The sequence below is a fragment of the Streptomyces avidinii genome, from assembly GCF_045161815.1.
GTDB lineage: Bacteria > Actinomycetota > Actinomycetes > Streptomycetales > Streptomycetaceae > Streptomyces > Streptomyces avidinii.
On sequence record NZ_CP108863.1, the window covers coordinates 3,723,889 to 3,738,888 of the forward strand.

The 15,000-nt window shown below is 72.5% G+C and carries 15 protein-coding genes and 1 riboswitch; of the genes, 6 read left to right on the forward strand and 9 right to left on the reverse strand.

Features of this window, described 5'->3' with window-relative positions:
- Positions 1-115: 115 nt before the first annotated feature.
- Together OG373_RS16270 and OG373_RS16275 are read right to left on the reverse strand one after the other, a co-directional pair.
- On the reverse strand, positions 116-1,408 hold the full coding sequence (locus OG373_RS16270) for a metallophosphoesterase (protein ID WP_405439031.1): 1,293 nt from the start codon (positions 1,406-1,408) through the stop codon (positions 116-118).
- Positions 1,405-1,680, reverse strand: a complete 276-nt coding sequence (locus OG373_RS16275; protein WP_397733017.1) for an SCO4848 family membrane protein — start codon at positions 1,678-1,680, stop codon at positions 1,405-1,407. The genes OG373_RS16270 and OG373_RS16275 overlap by 4 nt, the downstream gene beginning before the upstream one ends.
- Here OG373_RS16275 and OG373_RS16280 point away from each other — a divergent pair.
- From OG373_RS16280 to OG373_RS16295, 4 genes are all read left to right on the forward strand, one after another.
- Entirely contained in the window at positions 1,619-3,046 is a 1,428-nt protein-coding gene (locus OG373_RS16280) for a D-alanyl-D-alanine carboxypeptidase (RefSeq protein ID WP_405439032.1), read from the forward strand. The two genes, OG373_RS16275 and OG373_RS16280, sit on opposite strands and share 62 nt — an antisense overlap.
- Before the next feature lie 380 nt (positions 3,047-3,426).
- Positions 3,427-3,753, forward strand: coding sequence for a hypothetical protein (locus OG373_RS16285; protein WP_405439033.1), 327 nt, complete (start codon positions 3,427-3,429; stop codon positions 3,751-3,753).
- Complete coding sequence (locus tag OG373_RS16290; protein ID WP_405439034.1) at positions 3,747-4,655, forward strand: hypothetical protein; 909 nt, start codon at positions 3,747-3,749, stop codon at positions 4,653-4,655. Before OG373_RS16285 ends, OG373_RS16290 begins: the two co-directional genes overlap by 7 nt.
- 63 nt (positions 4,656-4,718) lie before the next feature.
- Positions 4,719-5,147 (forward strand): hypothetical protein, encoded by a 429-nt coding sequence (locus OG373_RS16295; RefSeq protein ID WP_405439035.1) that lies wholly within the window; start codon positions 4,719-4,721, stop codon positions 5,145-5,147.
- Between the two features lie 85 nt (positions 5,148-5,232).
- Here OG373_RS16295 and OG373_RS16300 read toward each other — a convergent pair whose 3' ends face one another.
- The 4 genes from OG373_RS16300 to glyA form a co-directional block, all read right to left on the reverse strand.
- Positions 5,233-6,165 (reverse strand): YihY/virulence factor BrkB family protein, encoded by a 933-nt coding sequence (locus OG373_RS16300; protein ID WP_405439036.1) that lies wholly within the window; start codon positions 6,163-6,165, stop codon positions 5,233-5,235.
- Positions 6,166-6,361: 196 nt separating this feature from the next.
- On the reverse strand, positions 6,362-6,961 hold the full coding sequence (locus tag OG373_RS16305) for a 2'-5' RNA ligase family protein (RefSeq protein ID WP_405439037.1): 600 nt from the start codon (positions 6,959-6,961) through the stop codon (positions 6,362-6,364).
- A 97-nt stretch (positions 6,962-7,058) separates the two neighbouring features.
- On the reverse strand, positions 7,059-8,072 hold the full coding sequence (trpS, locus tag OG373_RS16310) for a tryptophan--tRNA ligase (protein WP_397733028.1): 1,014 nt from the start codon (positions 8,070-8,072) through the stop codon (positions 7,059-7,061).
- Between the two features lie 207 nt (positions 8,073-8,279).
- Positions 8,280-9,548 carry a serine hydroxymethyltransferase gene (gene glyA / locus OG373_RS16315; RefSeq protein WP_397733030.1) on the reverse strand — a complete coding sequence of 423 codons (1,269 nt, stop codon included), beginning with the start codon at positions 9,546-9,548 and terminating at the stop codon, positions 8,280-8,282.
- Between the two features lie 34 nt (positions 9,549-9,582).
- A riboswitch (ZMP/ZTP riboswitch) is annotated at positions 9,583-9,673 on the reverse strand.
- Positions 9,674-9,804: 131 nt separating this feature from the next.
- On the opposite strand from glyA, the gene rocD reads away from it, so the two are divergent.
- Complete coding sequence (rocD, locus tag OG373_RS16320) at positions 9,805-11,010, forward strand: ornithine--oxo-acid transaminase (protein WP_397733032.1); 1,206 nt, start codon at positions 9,805-9,807, stop codon at positions 11,008-11,010.
- Between the two features lie 28 nt (positions 11,011-11,038).
- Here the strand turns inward: rocD and OG373_RS16325 are convergent, their stop codons facing one another.
- Positions 11,039-12,241 carry a glutathionylspermidine synthase family protein gene (locus tag OG373_RS16325; RefSeq protein WP_405439038.1) on the reverse strand — a complete coding sequence of 401 codons (1,203 nt, stop codon included), beginning with the start codon at positions 12,239-12,241 and terminating at the stop codon, positions 11,039-11,041.
- A gap of 8 nt (positions 12,242-12,249) precedes the next feature.
- A complete protein-coding gene (locus tag OG373_RS16330) occupies positions 12,250-12,552 on the reverse strand; it encodes a hypothetical protein (RefSeq protein WP_405439039.1) in 303 nt (100 codons plus the stop codon).
- A 116-nt stretch (positions 12,553-12,668) separates the two neighbouring features.
- Between OG373_RS16330 and OG373_RS16335 the strand changes: the two genes are divergently transcribed.
- A complete protein-coding gene (locus tag OG373_RS16335; RefSeq protein ID WP_405444082.1) occupies positions 12,669-13,505 on the forward strand; it encodes a hypothetical protein in 837 nt (278 codons plus the stop codon).
- Positions 13,506-13,577: 72 nt separating this feature from the next.
- Here the strand turns inward: OG373_RS16335 and OG373_RS16340 are convergent, their stop codons facing one another.
- Positions 13,578-14,978 (reverse strand): PLP-dependent aminotransferase family protein, encoded by a 1,401-nt coding sequence (locus OG373_RS16340; protein WP_405439040.1) that lies wholly within the window; start codon positions 14,976-14,978, stop codon positions 13,578-13,580.
- Positions 14,979-15,000: the final 22 nt, after the last annotated feature.

The window sequence follows — 15,000 nt, forward strand, 5'->3', positions numbered from 1 at the left end:
ACCCCACCCCATGACCCGATGACAGCGACGTGCTGTCCGATTAACGGTCATCCCATCACGGAATATTGGCGTCCGGAAGGTCGGTCGGGGACGGGGATCCGACGCTTGGGGCGGGTCAGGCCTGATATGAGGCGAGTTCGACGACGGTGATGTCGGACGGCGCGCCCACCCGGACCGGCGGCCCCCAGGCCCCGGCCCCGCGGGACACGTAGAGCTGGGTGTCGCCGTAGCGTTCCAGACCGGCGACGGTGGGGTTGGCGAGCTCGGCGAGGTAGTTGCCGGGCCAGAGCTGGCCGCCGTGGGTGTGGCCGGAGAGCTGGAGATCGACGCCGTGGCGGACGGCGTCGTGGATGACGACGGGCTGGTGCGCGAGGAGTACGGCGGCCCGCGTGCGGTCCCGGTCACCGAGGGCCGCGCCGAAGTCGGGGCCCTTCCCCTCCAGCTCGCCCTGGATGTCGTTGACCCCGGCGAGGTCGAAGTGCGACAGCTCGCGGCGGGCGTTCTCCAGCGGGGTCAGCCCCAGCTCGCGCACATGGTCGATCCACTGCTGGGCGCCGGAGAAGTACTCGTGGTTGCCGGTGACGAAGTACGAGCCGTGGCGGGCGGCGAGCCGGCGCAGCGGCTCCGCGGCGTGCCCGAGGTCGGGGACGCTGCCGTCGACGAGGTCTCCGACGATCGCGATGAGGTCGGGCTGGGTCCGGTTGACGGTGTCGACGATGCGCTGGGTGTGGGCGCGGCCGAGCACCGGGCCGAGGTGCACGTCGCTGACGACGGCGATCCGGAAGCCGTGCGCCGCGCGCGGCAGTTTGGCGAGGGGGACCTGGACCCGCTTCACGCGCGGTCCGCGCAGGACCCCGTGGGTCCCGGCCCCGACCGTGCCGACGGCCACGGCGGCGGCCGCCCCGCCGACCGTCCGGGAGACGAACCGGCGGCGGGTGAGGCCCTCACCGGTGTCGGACCGCTCGTCGGTGACGGGCTGCTCGGCGGTGGCCGGCTGCTCGGCGGTGACCGTCGCGGCCGCGGACGCCGTGGCGGTCGGCACCTCCACGGGCCGGGGCGCGCCGGATTCCGCCCCGGAGGGGTCGCGGTGGGCCAGACGGCGGAGCAACAGCGCGCGGATCGGCTCCGCGACCAGCATCGTCAGGGTCAGGTACAGGAGTACCGCGAGCCAGAGGTACCCGGGCCAGGCCACCGTCTGCTGGAGCCAGAACGGAGCGCCGGCGCGGCCCGTGGTCAGCGCGGCCACAGAGAGGAGGGGCAGGGCGATGGTCAAGGCCGTGCCGATGCGCCGGGGCAGCCGGCCGGGGGCCGTGGTGTCGCGGACGAGTCGGATCCAGAGCCAGCGGTGCACCAGGACGAGCAGGGCGCAGACCGCCAGCGCGACGAGGGCGAAGATCAGGATCGTCATGCCCGGACATCCGTTCCGGCGTGGTCCGTACGTGATTCACGACGCAGGGCCCGGACCCCGCGCAACCCGATCACACCGACCGCCGTCCCCAGGAGAAAGGACGTCACCGCGAGCGTCAGGTGCACCCAGAAGTAGGAAGTGGGATCGCCCGCCGCATCGAAGGCAAGACCACTGCCGTTCTTCCACAGGTTCCGGACGAAAGACACCCAGATGATCCAGCTCCACACTCCGAACGCGAGCAGGAACCAGGAGGCGGTACGGCTGAGTCTCATGGCCTCAGTATCGGATCCGTCCCCAGCACGGACGCGCCGGGGTGGGCTGTCCCGGGGGTGGTTGCCGCGAATGGGCCGGTCCGCGACGCCATCCAGCTCATCGGGAGGTACTTTCACCTGCGTGTCTGCCAAGACGACCGCGCTGACGGTCCTATCCGCCGCGTTGCTGGTCCCCACCATGCTGGTGGCCCCCGCGCACGCCGCGCCGAGCCCCCCGGCCGACGGAAAGGGCCGGCCGCCCAAGGTCAAGGCGGCGCCCGCGCCTCCCGTCTCGATGTCCACGGTCGGCGGGTCGCTGCTCGGCCAGCCGGGGACCCAGGTGAACCTGCTGCCGGGCGCGCCCCAGCTCCCGGCGAACCTCACCGGGCGGTCGTGGATCGTGGCGGACGCCGAGTCCGGCGAGGTGCTGGCCGCGCACAACGCGCACTGGCGGCTGCCCCCGGCCTCGACCATGAAGATGCTCTTCGCGGACACCGTGCTACCGAGCCTGCCCAAGGATCAGGTCCACAAGGTCACCGACGCGGACATGGAGGGCGTGGGCCAGGGCAGCAGTCTGGTCGGCGTCAAGGAGGACCACGACTACTCCGTCCACGACCTGTGGCTCGGGGTCTTCCTGCGGTCGGGGAACGACGCCGTGCATGTGCTGTCGGCCATGAACGGCGGCGTCGAGAAGACCGTCAAGGACATGCAGGCGCACGCCGAGGAGCTGCAGGCCCTCGACACCCACGTGGTGTCCCCGGACGGGTACGACGCGCCGGAGCAGGTGTCGAGCGCGTACGACCTGACGCTCATCGCCCGCTCCGGACTGCAGAAGCAGGACTTCAGGGAGTACTGCGGCACGGTGAGCGCGAAGTTCCCCGGCCTGCAGGAGGCCGGGAAGCCGCGCGACTACTTCGAGATCCAGAACACCAACCGGCTGATGACCGGCGCGGGCGGCATCTCCCCCTACAAGGGCATTGCCGGGGTGAAGAACGGCAACACCACCATGGCCGGCTCCACCTTCACCGGCGCCGCGCAGCAGGGTGCCAGGAAGCTGCTGGTCACGGTGATGAACCCGGACGCGGGCGGCGCGAACTCGGTCTACGAGGAGACCGCCGCGCTCTTCGACTGGGGTTTCTCGGCGGCGGGCAAGGTCAAGCCGGTGGGTGAGCTGGTGCCGCCGAAGAGCGAGGACACCTCCTCGCACGGCTCCCCGGCCCAGTCGCACGAGAACGACTCGTCGGCGGCCGGCAAGGGCGCCGGCGGCGGCGCGGGGACCGCGCTGGGCGTCGCGGGTGGTGCGCTGGCCGTACTGGCGGGCGGCGCCTTCGTGATCAACCGCCGCTGGCCCCGCGGCCGCCGCAGCCGGGGCGAGGAGCTGGTCTGACCGCCGGCCCGCCGAGCCGCGCCCTCCGGCCGTCGCCACCGCCCCCCGTCCGCACCGGCGGCCGGGGGGCGGTCGTGTGCCGTGGCGGGGCAGGTGGGACGGCCTAGGCGGTCTCTTTCGGATCTTGCCGGGCCCGTGACGCCCGGCACCGCACCTCGCCGCGTTGTCGGGCCCGCCCCAGTACGTCCAGTACAAGGACGACCCTCCGCCTTGCGATCCACGGCACCGGACGCCACGAGCTCGGCCGACAAGATCCGAAAGAGACCGCCTAGCTCGGTTCCCGGGCCCGCGCCACCTATCAACTCACAGGTTATGCACAGGACTTCGGCACGGTTTGCTCACTCCCGTCGGCAAGGAGCCTTCGGGAAGGGGGTCCTCCCATGCGGAGGAGATGGTCGGCCGTCGTCAACGTCATCCGCACGGGGGTCGGACTGACGCCGGCGCACGGCGGGGCGCCCACGGTCTCGGGGGTGACCCCGACCTCCTGGAACACCCACGCCGAGGAGGCGGAGACGGGGGCGGCGGCCACGGCCGGGGCCTCCTACCGGCTGTACTCGACCCGGGAGGGGCCGGTCGGCGGGACCACCGCCAACGGGCACGTGGTCCGGCCCCGGATACGCCTCCCGCTCGCCGCCGGCGGTGTCGGCCACGTCAGCGGGATCTACCTGAAGGGCGACGCGACCGGCGGCGTGAGGACCCCGTGCTGAGCACCGCCCGGCGGGGCTGGATCGCCGCCTCCCTCGCGGCCTGCGGCGCGCTGCTCGCGGTGGCCGCCTGGACCGGTCTTCCGGGAGGCGATGCCGGGGAACGGGCCCCGGCGCGCGCGGTGGACACCGCCGAGCTGGACCTGCTGCACACCGCCGGAGAGCTGCTCGTACAGGACTGCATGCGGGCGCGGGGATTCTCGTACTGGCCGGTGCCGCGCGTGCCGCACCCGGACTTCCGGGACTTCCAGTACGGGGTGGACGACGTGGACTGGGCCCGCGGCCACGGCTTCGGGCGCGGGATCGAACGGCAGCTGGACGAGCAGGCGGCTTCAAGCCCGGCCGGGCAGTACGTACGCGGCCTCTCCGACGGGCAGCGGGACGCGATGGGCGCGGCCCTCCTCGGGCCGGAGCCCACGGGGCTGGAGATGGAGAGCCCGCTCGGCGGCACCCTGAGCCACAGCGACCGCGGCTGCGTCACCGAGTCCTGGCGGACGCTCTACGGGGACGTGCGGGCCTGGTACCGCTCCAGCGAGACGGCGAACCAGCTGACCGCGGTGCGCACCGGGCGGGTCAATCAGGACCCCGTCTTCGGGAAGGCGCTGGCCGCCTGGAGCGCGTGCGTCGGCGGGCGCGGTTTCCCGGCCGGGCACCCGGTCCGCCAGCGCGAGGAACAACTGGCGCGGACCGGCCCGGAGGCCGAGGCGCAGGACGCGCCGATGGCGATCGCCCAGGCCGAGTGCGCCCGTTCGACCGGCTTCGCCGGCACCGCGCAGGACCTGCACCGACGTCTCTCGGACAGGATCCGCGCCGAGAACCGGGCCGCCTTCGACGCCATGCGGCGGATGCAGGTGGCGGCCCTGCCCACAGCTCGCGATGTGGTCGCCCGGCATTCCGGGAGCTGACATCGCGTACCGCCGACCGGCGGTGAACCACGCACGGCAGAAGTACAACTGGGAGGGAACCCCATGAACAAGCTCAGGACGCTCCTCGCGGGTCTCGCGATCGCCGGTGCGGCGGTGGTGGCCGTTCCGACCGCGGCCCAGGCCGACGGCGGTTGTGGCTCCGGCAATTTCTGCGCGTACTCGGACGACGCCAACTACCTCTACCAGGAGGGCGGCAACTCGTCCTCGTGGCCGAGCCAGGTCAAGAACAAGGTCGACTGGGTCCGCAACTCCGGTGTCGCCGTCGGCCGCCACCACGTGAACATCTACTGGGGCGACAACAACTCCGGGGCCTACGCCTGCATCGGCTACGGCACGGAGTGGAACCTGCGCAACAACGCGAACACGTTCAACTGGTCGCGTAACGGCGACAACCGCGGCCTGGGCGAGAAGGTCCACGACAACGCCGCCTCGCACCGCTGGGTGTACGGCTGCGGCAACGGCACCTGGTAGCACGTCCCGTCCGGTATTCCGGTGGCGCACCGGGCCCCACACCGGTGCGCCACCGGCGCGTCCCGTCCCGGCGTCCCGGCCCCGCTCAGGCGGGTGCGGGGGACCGGGGCTCCGGGGCGGCGGGAGCCGCCGGAGCGGCCGGTGGGTCCTGCGCGCCGTCGCCGTCCTCGTCGTCGCGCGTGGCCGTCCAGGAAGCGACGAACAGCAGCAGTTTCGCAGTGAAGTTGATCCAGAGCAGCAGGGCGATCGGCACGCCGAAGGCCCCGTACATGCTCTTCGCGGCGACTTCCCTCATATAGCCGCTGAGCAGCAGTTTCAGCAGTTCGAAGCCGGCCGCGCCGATCAGTGCCGCCTGGATCAGCCGGCCGCGCGGCGGTTCGACGCCCGGGAGCAGGGTCAGGACGTAGAGCAGCAGCAGGAAGGCCGCGACGACGCCGACGAGGAACGCACAGGTGCGCAGCAGCGCGCCGCCCGCGCCCTCGCGCGTGATGCCGAGCCAGTCGGCGGACTTCCCGACCGCGCTGGATCCGAGGATGGAGGCGGCGGCGGAGGCCAGGCCGACCCCGCCGAGGCCGAGCAGGACGAGGGTGTCCTTGCCCTTGCGGGCGAAGGGGTTCCCGTCGTCCTCGTCGTCCTTCTCCCAGACCGCGCGCAGGCAGTCCCGCATGGAGCCCACCCAGCCGATGCCGGTGAGCAGCAGGATGGCGCCGGCGACGAGGCCGACCGTGCCCGCGTTGGCGACGAGCCCCTCGATGTTGAGCTGGTCGGAGATGCCGGGGACCTGTTCGGAGAGGTTCTTCTCCAGCCGGTCGAGCTGCTGCGGGCTGAGCAGCGCCGCGCCGATCGCGGCGGCGACGGTGATCAGGGGGAAGAGTGCGAGGAAGCTGATGAAGGTGATCGCGGCGGCGAGACGGGTCCAGTGGACCCGGTCGAGGCGTTGGTACGAACGCCACGCGTGCGTCCGCATCAGACGGGACGCGAGCGGCCCGATCACCGGGAGTTTCGTCAGCCAGTCCATGGGGTCACCGTAATTCAGCCGCCGGAAATAGCCGGGATTGTCGCTTGCGGCGGCTACGGTCCTCGATTGTGACTTTTCCCGAAGCGCGCCCCACGGGTCGCCCGTTCCACACCCTGGTCCTGCGAAGGCTGAGATTCCGTGCCCGGCGCATCGCCCGGCTTCCCCTGCCCCTGCCCCTGGCCCTGCGGCCGCTCCGTCAGGATCCGGCGGCGCCGGCCGTCCCGGCCGCCTGGTCGGCGGGTGAGCCCGCCTGCGCCGGGACGCAGGTCGGCCCGCTCCCGAACGGGTACTCGCGCAGCTTGCGCCAGACCCCGTCCGAGCCCTGCTCGTAGAGCGCGAAGCCCTCGCAGATCCACTCGGCGGCGTACTCGGCGAGGGTCGTGAACGCCAGGTCCATCGACTCCTCGGAGATCCCGTGGGCGACCGTGACGTGCGGGTGGTACGGGAACGCCAGGTCGCGGCTGAGCGGCCCGTCGGGGTCGCGGACCTCGCCCTGGAGGTGATCGCAGCCGCCGGCCCCGTCGACGATCTTGACGAAGACGACCGGCGAGACGGGGCGGAAGGTCCCGGTGCCGCCCAGCCGCATCCGGAAGGACCGGGAGGCGGCCGCGACCTCGGCCAGGTGGGCCCTGATCGCGGGGAGGCGGTCCGCCTCCACCTCGGTCGGCGGAACGAGGGTGACGTGCGTGGGGATGCCGTGCGCGGCGGCGTCCCCGAAGCCCGCGCGCAGCTCCTGGAGCTGGCTGCCGTACGGCTCCGGGACCGCGATCGAAACGCCGAGCGTTACGGTCCCCACGTATCTCTCCTCCGCTTGTCGCTGTGGACTGCTGCCGCCCCAGTGTGGCGGCAGCACCCCCGTTCGTGCCAGGGCTCTCTGTCCGTAGTTGCGTTCGTCAGTGCTTGGCGGGCAGCAGACCGAGGCGGTCGTAGGCCTGCGCGAGCGTCTCGGCGGCGACCGCACGGGCCTTCTCCGCGCCCTTGGCCAGGAGCGAATCCAGCGTCTCGGGGTCGTCGAGGTATTCCTGGGTGCGCTGCTTGAAGGGTGTGACGAAATCGACCATCACGCCGGCCAGGTCGGTCTTCAGCGCGCCGTAGCCCTTGCCCTCGTACTTCGCCTCCAGCTCGGTGATCGTCTCGCCCGTGAGGGTGGAGAAGATCGTGAGCAGGTTGCTGACGCCGGGCTTCTTCTCCGGGTCGAAGCGGATCTCCGCCTCGGTGTCGGTGACCGCGCTCTTGATCTTCTTCTCGGTGACCTTGGGCTCGTCGAGGAGGTTGATCAGGCCCTTGGGGGACGACGCGGACTTCGACATCTTGATCGCCGGGTCCTGGAGGTCGTAGATCTTCGCGACCTCCTTGACGATGTGCGCGGCGGGCAGGGTGAAGGTCCGTCCGTAGCGCTGGTTGAAGCGCTCCGCCAGGTCGCGGGTCAGCTCGATGTGCTGGCGCTGGTCCTCGCCGACGGGGACCGCGTTCGCCTGGTACAGCAGGATGTCGGCGACCTGGAGGATCGGGTACGTGAACAGGCCGACGCTGGCGCTGTTGACGCCGCCCTTGGCGGACTTGTCCTTGAACTGGGTCATGCGGCTGGCCTCGCCGAAACCGGTGATGCAGTTCATGACCCAGCCGAGCTGGGCGTGCTCGGGCACGTGGCTCTGGACGAAGAGCGTGCAGCGCTCGGGATCCAGGCCGGCCGCGAGCAGCTGGGCGGCGGACAGGCGGGTGTTCGCGCGCAGGTCCTTCGGATCCTGCGGCATGGTGATCGCGTGCAGGTCGACCACCATGTAGAAGGCGTCGTGCGTCTCCTGCAGGGCGACGTACTGGCGGATGGCTCCGAGGTAGTTCCCGAGGTGGAACGAGCCGGAGGTGGGCTGGATGCCGGAGAGCGCGCGAGGACGATCAGAAGCCATGGCTTCATTCTCTCAGGTGCGGGGACGGGCCCGTGCCCGCCGCAGGCCCGATCCCACCCCGGCCGAGCGACCGATTTCCGCCGATCCGCTCCGTGGGCACCGCTGCGACTCGGGACGCCCCCGGACGCCGGGCGGGCCGGAGACCCGGCCTCGCCGGCGTTCGGGGCGCGGGGTCCGGGGGCGGCGCCCCCGGACCCCGGCCGCGCGTCAGGCGAGCGGCAGCCCCGGGGCCGGGAAGGCGGCCATGAGGTCCGTCACCTCCGCGCGGATCGCGGCGAGGGCCTGCTCGTCCCCCTTCGCGGCGGCGTCGACCGCCCGCGAGATCCAGTCCGCCACCAGCGGCATGTGCTCGGTGGACAGCCCGCGGGACGTCAGCGACGGCGTACCGATCCGCACGCCCGAGGGATCGAACGGCTTGCGCGGGTCGAACGGCACCGTGTTGTAGTTCACGACGATGCCCGCCCGGTCGAGGGCCTTGGCCGCGATCTTGCCCGGTACGTCCTTGCCCGTCAGGTCGATCAGGATCAGGTGGTTGTCCGTACCGCCCGAGACCAGGTCGAAGCCCTTCTGCAGCAGCGCCGCGGCCAGCGCCTTGGCATTGGCGACGACGGCGTGGGCGTAGGAGACGAACGACGGCTGCGCGGCCTCGTGCAGCGCCACCGCGATACCGGCCGTCGTCTGGTTGTGCGGGCCGCCCTGGAGGCCCGGGAAGACCGCCTTGTCGATGGCCTTCGCGTGCTCCTCCCGGCACATCAGCATCGCGCCCCGCGGACCGCGCAGGGTCTTGTGCGTGGTGGTCGAGATGACGTCGACGTGGTCCGCCGGGGACGGGTGCGCGCCGCCCGCGATCAGGCCCGCGATGTGGGCCACGTCCGCGACCAGGATCGAGCCGGCCTCGCGCGCGATCTCGGCGAAGGCGGCGAAGTCGATGGTCCGGGGCAGGGCGGTACCGCCGCAGAAGATCAGCTTGGGCCGCTCGGCGAGGGCCAGGTCGCGCACCGCGTCGTAGTCGATCAGCCCGGTGTCCGCCCGCACGCCGTACTGGACGCCCCGGAACCAGGAACCGGTCGCCGAGACGCCCCAGCCGTGCGTCAGGTGCCCGCCCATCGGCAGGGCCATGCCCATCACGGTGTCGCCCGGCTTCGCGAAGGCCAGGTACACGGCCAGGTTGGCGGGCGAGCCGGAGTACGGCTGCACGTTGGCGTGGTCCACGCCGAACAGGCCCTTGGCCCGCTCGACGGCCAGCGCCTCGACGCGGTCGATGTTCTGCTGGCCCTCGTAGTAGCGGCGGCCGGGGTAGCCCTCGCTGTACTTGTTCTGCAGCACGGTGCCGGAGGCTTCGAGGACGGCCGCGGACACGTAGTTCTCGCTGGGGATCAGGCGCAGGGTCTGTGCCTGCAGTACTTCCTCCGCCGCGACGAACGACGCCAGCTCGGGGTCGGTGGCCAAAAGGGCGGGATGGCGGCTCGCGGACATGGCGGGCTCCTCCGGGGTCGATGTGATCGGTACCCCGCGAGGCCCAGGCGAGCGGCCCTGTATGCGGTCGAGCGCGCACGACTCCCCCGGAGTTGGTTCTCCGTACGCCAGTCGCCGTGCGTACCGGACACCTTAGCGGGCGCGCCGGAAGAGAGGTTTCTGCGTCCGGTATTCGAGCGACGATAAGAAGGTGACGCCACCCTCGTCACCGCTTCACCCGGCGCTTCACCGCGCCGGACGGACGATCGGAGACCCCGTGTCGACAACTGCTGATGCCATCCGCTCCGCAGACGCGCACAGCGCGCACAATTACCACCCGCTGCCCCTGGTCGTCGCGTCCGCGGAAGGCGCCTGGATGACCGATGTCGAGGGCCGCAGATACCTCGACATGCTCGCCGGGTACTCGGCCCTCAACTTCGGGCACGGCAACCGCCGTCTGATCGACGCCGCCCGTGCCCAGCTGGAACGGGTCACGCTCACCTCGCGCGCCTTCCACCACGACCGCTTCGCCGAGTTCTGTACCGAGCTCGCCGCGCTGTGCGGCAAGGAGATGGTGCTCCCCATGAACACGGGCGCGGAGGCCGTGGAGACGGCGGTGAAGACCGCCCGCAAGTGGGGCTACGAGGTCAAGGGCGTCCCGGACGGGCACGCCAAGATCGTGGTCGCCGCCGACAACTTCCACGGGCGGACCACGACCATCGTCTCCTTCTCCACGGACCACGACGCCCGCGACCACTTCGGGCCGTACACGCCGGGCTTCGAGATCGTCCCGTACGGGGACCTCACCGCGCTGGCGCACGCCGTCACCGAGAACACGGTGGCCGTGCTGCTGGAGCCGATCCAGGGCGAGGCGGGCGTGCTGGTTCCGCCCGCCGGGTACCTGCGCGGCGTACGGGAGCTGACCCGCGAGCGGAACGTCCTCTTCATGGCGGACGAGATCCAGTCGGGGCTGGGACGGACGGGCCGGACCTTCGCGTGCGAGCACGAGGACGTCGTCCCGGACGTGTACATCCTCGGCAAGGCGCTCGGCGGCGGCGTGGTGCCGGTGTCGGCCGTCGTCGCCGACCGGGACGTGCTCGGGGTGTTCCGGCCCGGCCAGCACGGGTCCACCTTCGGCGGGAACCCGCTCGCGTGCGCCGTCGCCCTGGAGGTGATCGCGATGCTCCGGACCGGCGAGTTCCAGGGCCGCGCCACCGAGCTGGGCGAGCACCTGCACCGTGAGCTGAACCTGCTGGTCGGCGGGGGCGCGGTGACCGCCGTACGCGGCCGCGGGCTGTGGGCGGGCGTCGACATCGACCCGTCGCGGGGCACGGGCCGGGAGATCTCCGAGAAGCTGATGGAGCTCGGGGTGCTCGTGAAGGACACCCACGGGTCGACGATCCGGATCGCCCCGCCGCTGGTGATCAGCAAGGAGGACCTGGACTGGGGCCTGGACCAGCTCCGATCGGTGCTGGGCGCGTAGGGCGGGCTCTCCACGCGCAGTACAGGCCCTAAAGGATGACGTGGGGCAGGAAGCGGGCGTACTCGTCCGTGACCGGCCCCGCCGATTCCCGGATGCCGAGCCCCGCCGCCTCGTCCTCGACGACCCACGCGCCGAGCACCACCCGGTTGCCGTCGAAGTCGGGCAGCGGGGCCAGGCCCTGGAAGCAGTACCGCTCCCCCTCCTCCGGTACGAACGGCTCGCCGGCTCCGCCCGCCTCGTGGAGGGTGACCCCCGCGCCCTCACGGCCGAGGAGCGGCTTGGCCACGTAGCCGGTGGACCCGGGCCCGGCCAGTTCGCGCGGGCCGTCGAGGTAGGCGGGCAGCAGGTTGGGGTGCTCCGGGAAGAGCTCCCACAGGATCGCGAGCAGCGCCTTGTTGGACAGCAGCATCTTCCACAGGGGCTCGATCCAGCAGGTGGTGCCGGAGCCGCCGCCGTGGTCGTACGTGCCGAGCACCTGCGGACCGAAATCGTCCGTCGCCAGCCACTCCCACGGGTAGAGCTTGAAGCAGGAGCGGATGAAGCGGAGCTTCTCGTCCACGAACCGGCCGGACAGGCTGTCCCAGCCGATCTGCTCGACGGAGAGCGCCTGGGTGTCCAGGCCGGCCTGCTCGGCGGTCTCCTGGAGGTAGGCGACCGTCATCAGGTCCTCGCCGAGCTCGTCGGTCTCGGAGTGCGCGAAGTGCAGCAGGCCGGGCGGGAGCAGCTCGGCCTGGCGCCGCCAGGCGTCGACGAGGCGCTCGTGGAGGGAGTTCCACTGATCGGCGCCGGGAAAGCGCTCCTCCATCCAGAACCACTGCGGGCTGGCCGCCTCCACGAGGGAGGTGGGGGTGTCGGCGTTGTACTCCAGCATCTTGGCCGGGCTGCCGGTGCCGTCGTAGCGCAGGTCGAAACGGCCGTAGAGGGACGGTTGTTCGGCGCGGCGCCGCCAGGACTCGGCGATCTGCGCGGCCAGTTTCGGGTCCGTGATGCCGAGGTCGGCGAAGCGGTCGTGTTCGACGATGTGCGCGGCCGCGGCCAGGCACATGGCGTGCAGCTCCTCGACGACGTTCTCCAGCGCCTCGACCTCGGGGAGCGAGAAGGAGTAGTACGCGCTCTCGTCCCAGTAGGGGCGCAGGGAGTCGTCGGGGTAGCGGGTGAGGGGGTAGATCACCCCCTGCTCCTCGACGGTCTTCTGCCAGCCGGGACGGGGCTCGATGGTGTGCCGCTCCATGGTGCCGGTCAGCCGCCGCTGGAGCCGGAGCTCTTGTGGCCGCCGATGCCGCCGCGGGTGACGGCGGACTTGTCGAAGCTGCCGCCGGAGACCTTGCCGGCGCTGACGTGGCCGCCGTAGTAGTACGCGCCGGTGCCGCCGCTCTTGCATTCCTTGTTGTTCAGGTGCTGCAAGGTGGAGCGGGAGGCGCAGCGCTTGTCCGGTTCTTCGCTGCTGCCGCAGGCCACGAGCGTGGCCGCGAGCAGGCCCATGCCGCCGAGTGCGACCGCGCCGGAGCGCATTCGGCGCTGATTGGTGCTGCTGCTGTCCATGTCTGCTGTTCCCCCTGGGGCCTCGCGTGCTGCCGACAGACTAGAGCGGGGTCCCCGGCCGATGGAATCCGGCCGTCGTGAGATCCGTGATCTAGAGTCAGTTCGTGCTTATTGGGATGATTTGCGCGCTCGGTGCGGCGGTCTGCTTCGGTACGGCGTCGGTCCTGCAGGCGGTCGCGGTGCGGTCGGGGGAGCCGGGTACGGGGTCCGGCGTGGACACGGCGCTGTTCCTGCGGGCCGTGCGGGAGTGGCGCTACCTGGCCGGCCTCGGCCTGGACGGAGCCGGCTTCGTGCTCCAGATCATCGCGCTGCGGCACGTCCCGATCTACGCGGTGGGGGCCGCGCTGGCGGCCAGCCTGGCGGTGACGGCGGTGGTCGCGGCGCGGCTGCTGCGGGTGCGGCTGTCCCGGATCGAGTGGGGCGCGGTGGCGGTGGTGTGCGCGGGGCTGGTGATGCTCGGGCTCTCCGCCGGGGAGGAGGGCACGGGGGCCGGGTCGCTGGCGCTGAAGCTGGGGCTGCTGGCGGTGGCGGGGCTGGTGCTGCTGGTCGGCGTGGTCGCGGGGCGGCTGCCGGACGGACCGCGGGCGCTGGTCCTCGGTCTCGCGGCGGGTACGGGCTTCGGGGTGGTGGAGGTCTCGGTCCGGCTCATCGACTCGCCGTGGGACCTGCGCAACCCCGCCCTGTACGCCCTCCTGCTGGGCGGTGGCGCGGCCTTCCTGCTCCTCACCTCGGCGCTGGCGCGCGGCTCGGTGACGGTGGCGACGGCGGGCCTGGTGCTCGGCGAGACGGTCGGCCCGGCGGTGGTGGGCGTGGCCTGGCTCGGCGACAGCACCCGCGAGGGCCTGGCCTGGCTGGCGGTGACGGGCTTCGCGGTGGCCGTCGCCGGCTCCCTGGCCCTGGCCCGCTTCGGCGAACCCCCGGCCGCGCCCGGATCCAGCCCCGCCGGCGTTTGAGGCGCTCCCTCAGCCCCGCCGGCGTTTGAGGCGCGGGGGTCCGGGGCGGCGCCCCCGACACGGGGTCGCAGGTCACGGGAGGGCCGCTGCCAGGGCCGCCAGCGTCGGGGACCACGCACTGTCCGACGGGGTCCCGTAGCCGACGACCACCGCATCCCGCCCCGAAACCTCCGCCTCCGGGTGCCGGAACCGCGCCAGCCCGTGCAGGGCCAGGTCCTGCCAGGCGGCCGACTGGAGGACCACCCGCTCCGACCCCGCCGGGAGGTCCAGCACCGCGTGCAGTCCCGCCGCGATCCCCGACACCCCCACCCGGTCCCCCACCGCCGCCACCAACTCGTCCCGGCGCCGCCGGTACCGCAGCCGCATCCCGCGCACGTGCCGGTCGTAGGCCCCGGAGGTGATGAACTGCGCCAGCGTCAGCTGGTCCAGCGCGCCGCACGCCCAGTCCGTGGGCTGCTTGGCCGCGAGCGCCTCCTCCAGCAGCCCCGGCGGGACCACCATCCAGCCCATCCGCAGTCCGGGGGCCAGTGACTTGCTCGCCGTGCCCAGGTACACCACCCGGTCCGGATCCAGGCCCTGGAGCGCCCCGACCGACTGGCGGTCGTAGCGGAACTCCCCGTCGTAGTCGTCCTCCAGGATCAGCCCGCCCGTGGTCCGGGCCCAGTCGACCGCGGCCGCCCGCCGCGCCGGGGTCAGGGCCACGCCCGTCGGGAACTGGTGCGCCGGGGTCAGCAGCACCGCGCCCGCCGCCGCGGTCAGCTCCCCCGTCCGGGCCCCTTCCGCGTCCACGCCCAGCGGGCGGGTCCGCAGCCCCGCCCGCACCAGCAGGTTCCGGTGGAAGTCCAGGCCGTACCCCTCCACCGCCACCTCCCGCACCCGCCGCGCCCGCAGCACGCCCGCCAGCAGGGTCAGCCCGTGCAGGAAGCCCGCGCAGAGCACGATGCGGTCGGGGTCCGCGTACACCCCGCGCGCCCGCGCCAGGTAGCCGGCCAGCGCCTGCCGCAGCTCGACGCGGCCGCGCGGGTCGGCCGCGTAGCCGAAGGCCTCGTTCGGCGCCTCGGTCAGGGCCCGGCGGGCCGCCGACAGCCAGGCCGAGCGCGGGAAGCCCCCCAGGTCCGGGGAGCCGGGCACCAGGCTGTACGCGGGCCCCCTGCGCGCAGGGCGCCGTACGGGACCGGCCGCCGCGGGACGGCGCGGCCGGGCCCGTTCGGCGACGCGGGTGCCGGAGCCGCGGCGGGCTGTCAGCCAGCCCTCGGCGACGAGCTCGGCGTACGCCTCGGCGACCGTGTTCCGGGCGATGCCCAGGTCGGCGGCGAGGGTGCGCGAGGACGGCAGCCGGGTCCCGGCCGCCAGCCGCCCGCTGCGCGCGGCCTCGCGCAGGGCCTCGGTGAGCCCGGCCCGCAGCCGGCGTCCGGCCGTGAGGTCCAGCTGCAGGTGCAGGTCGGCGCCGAAAGTGGCCCACGATTCCGTCATGAATATGGACCATATCGGTGGG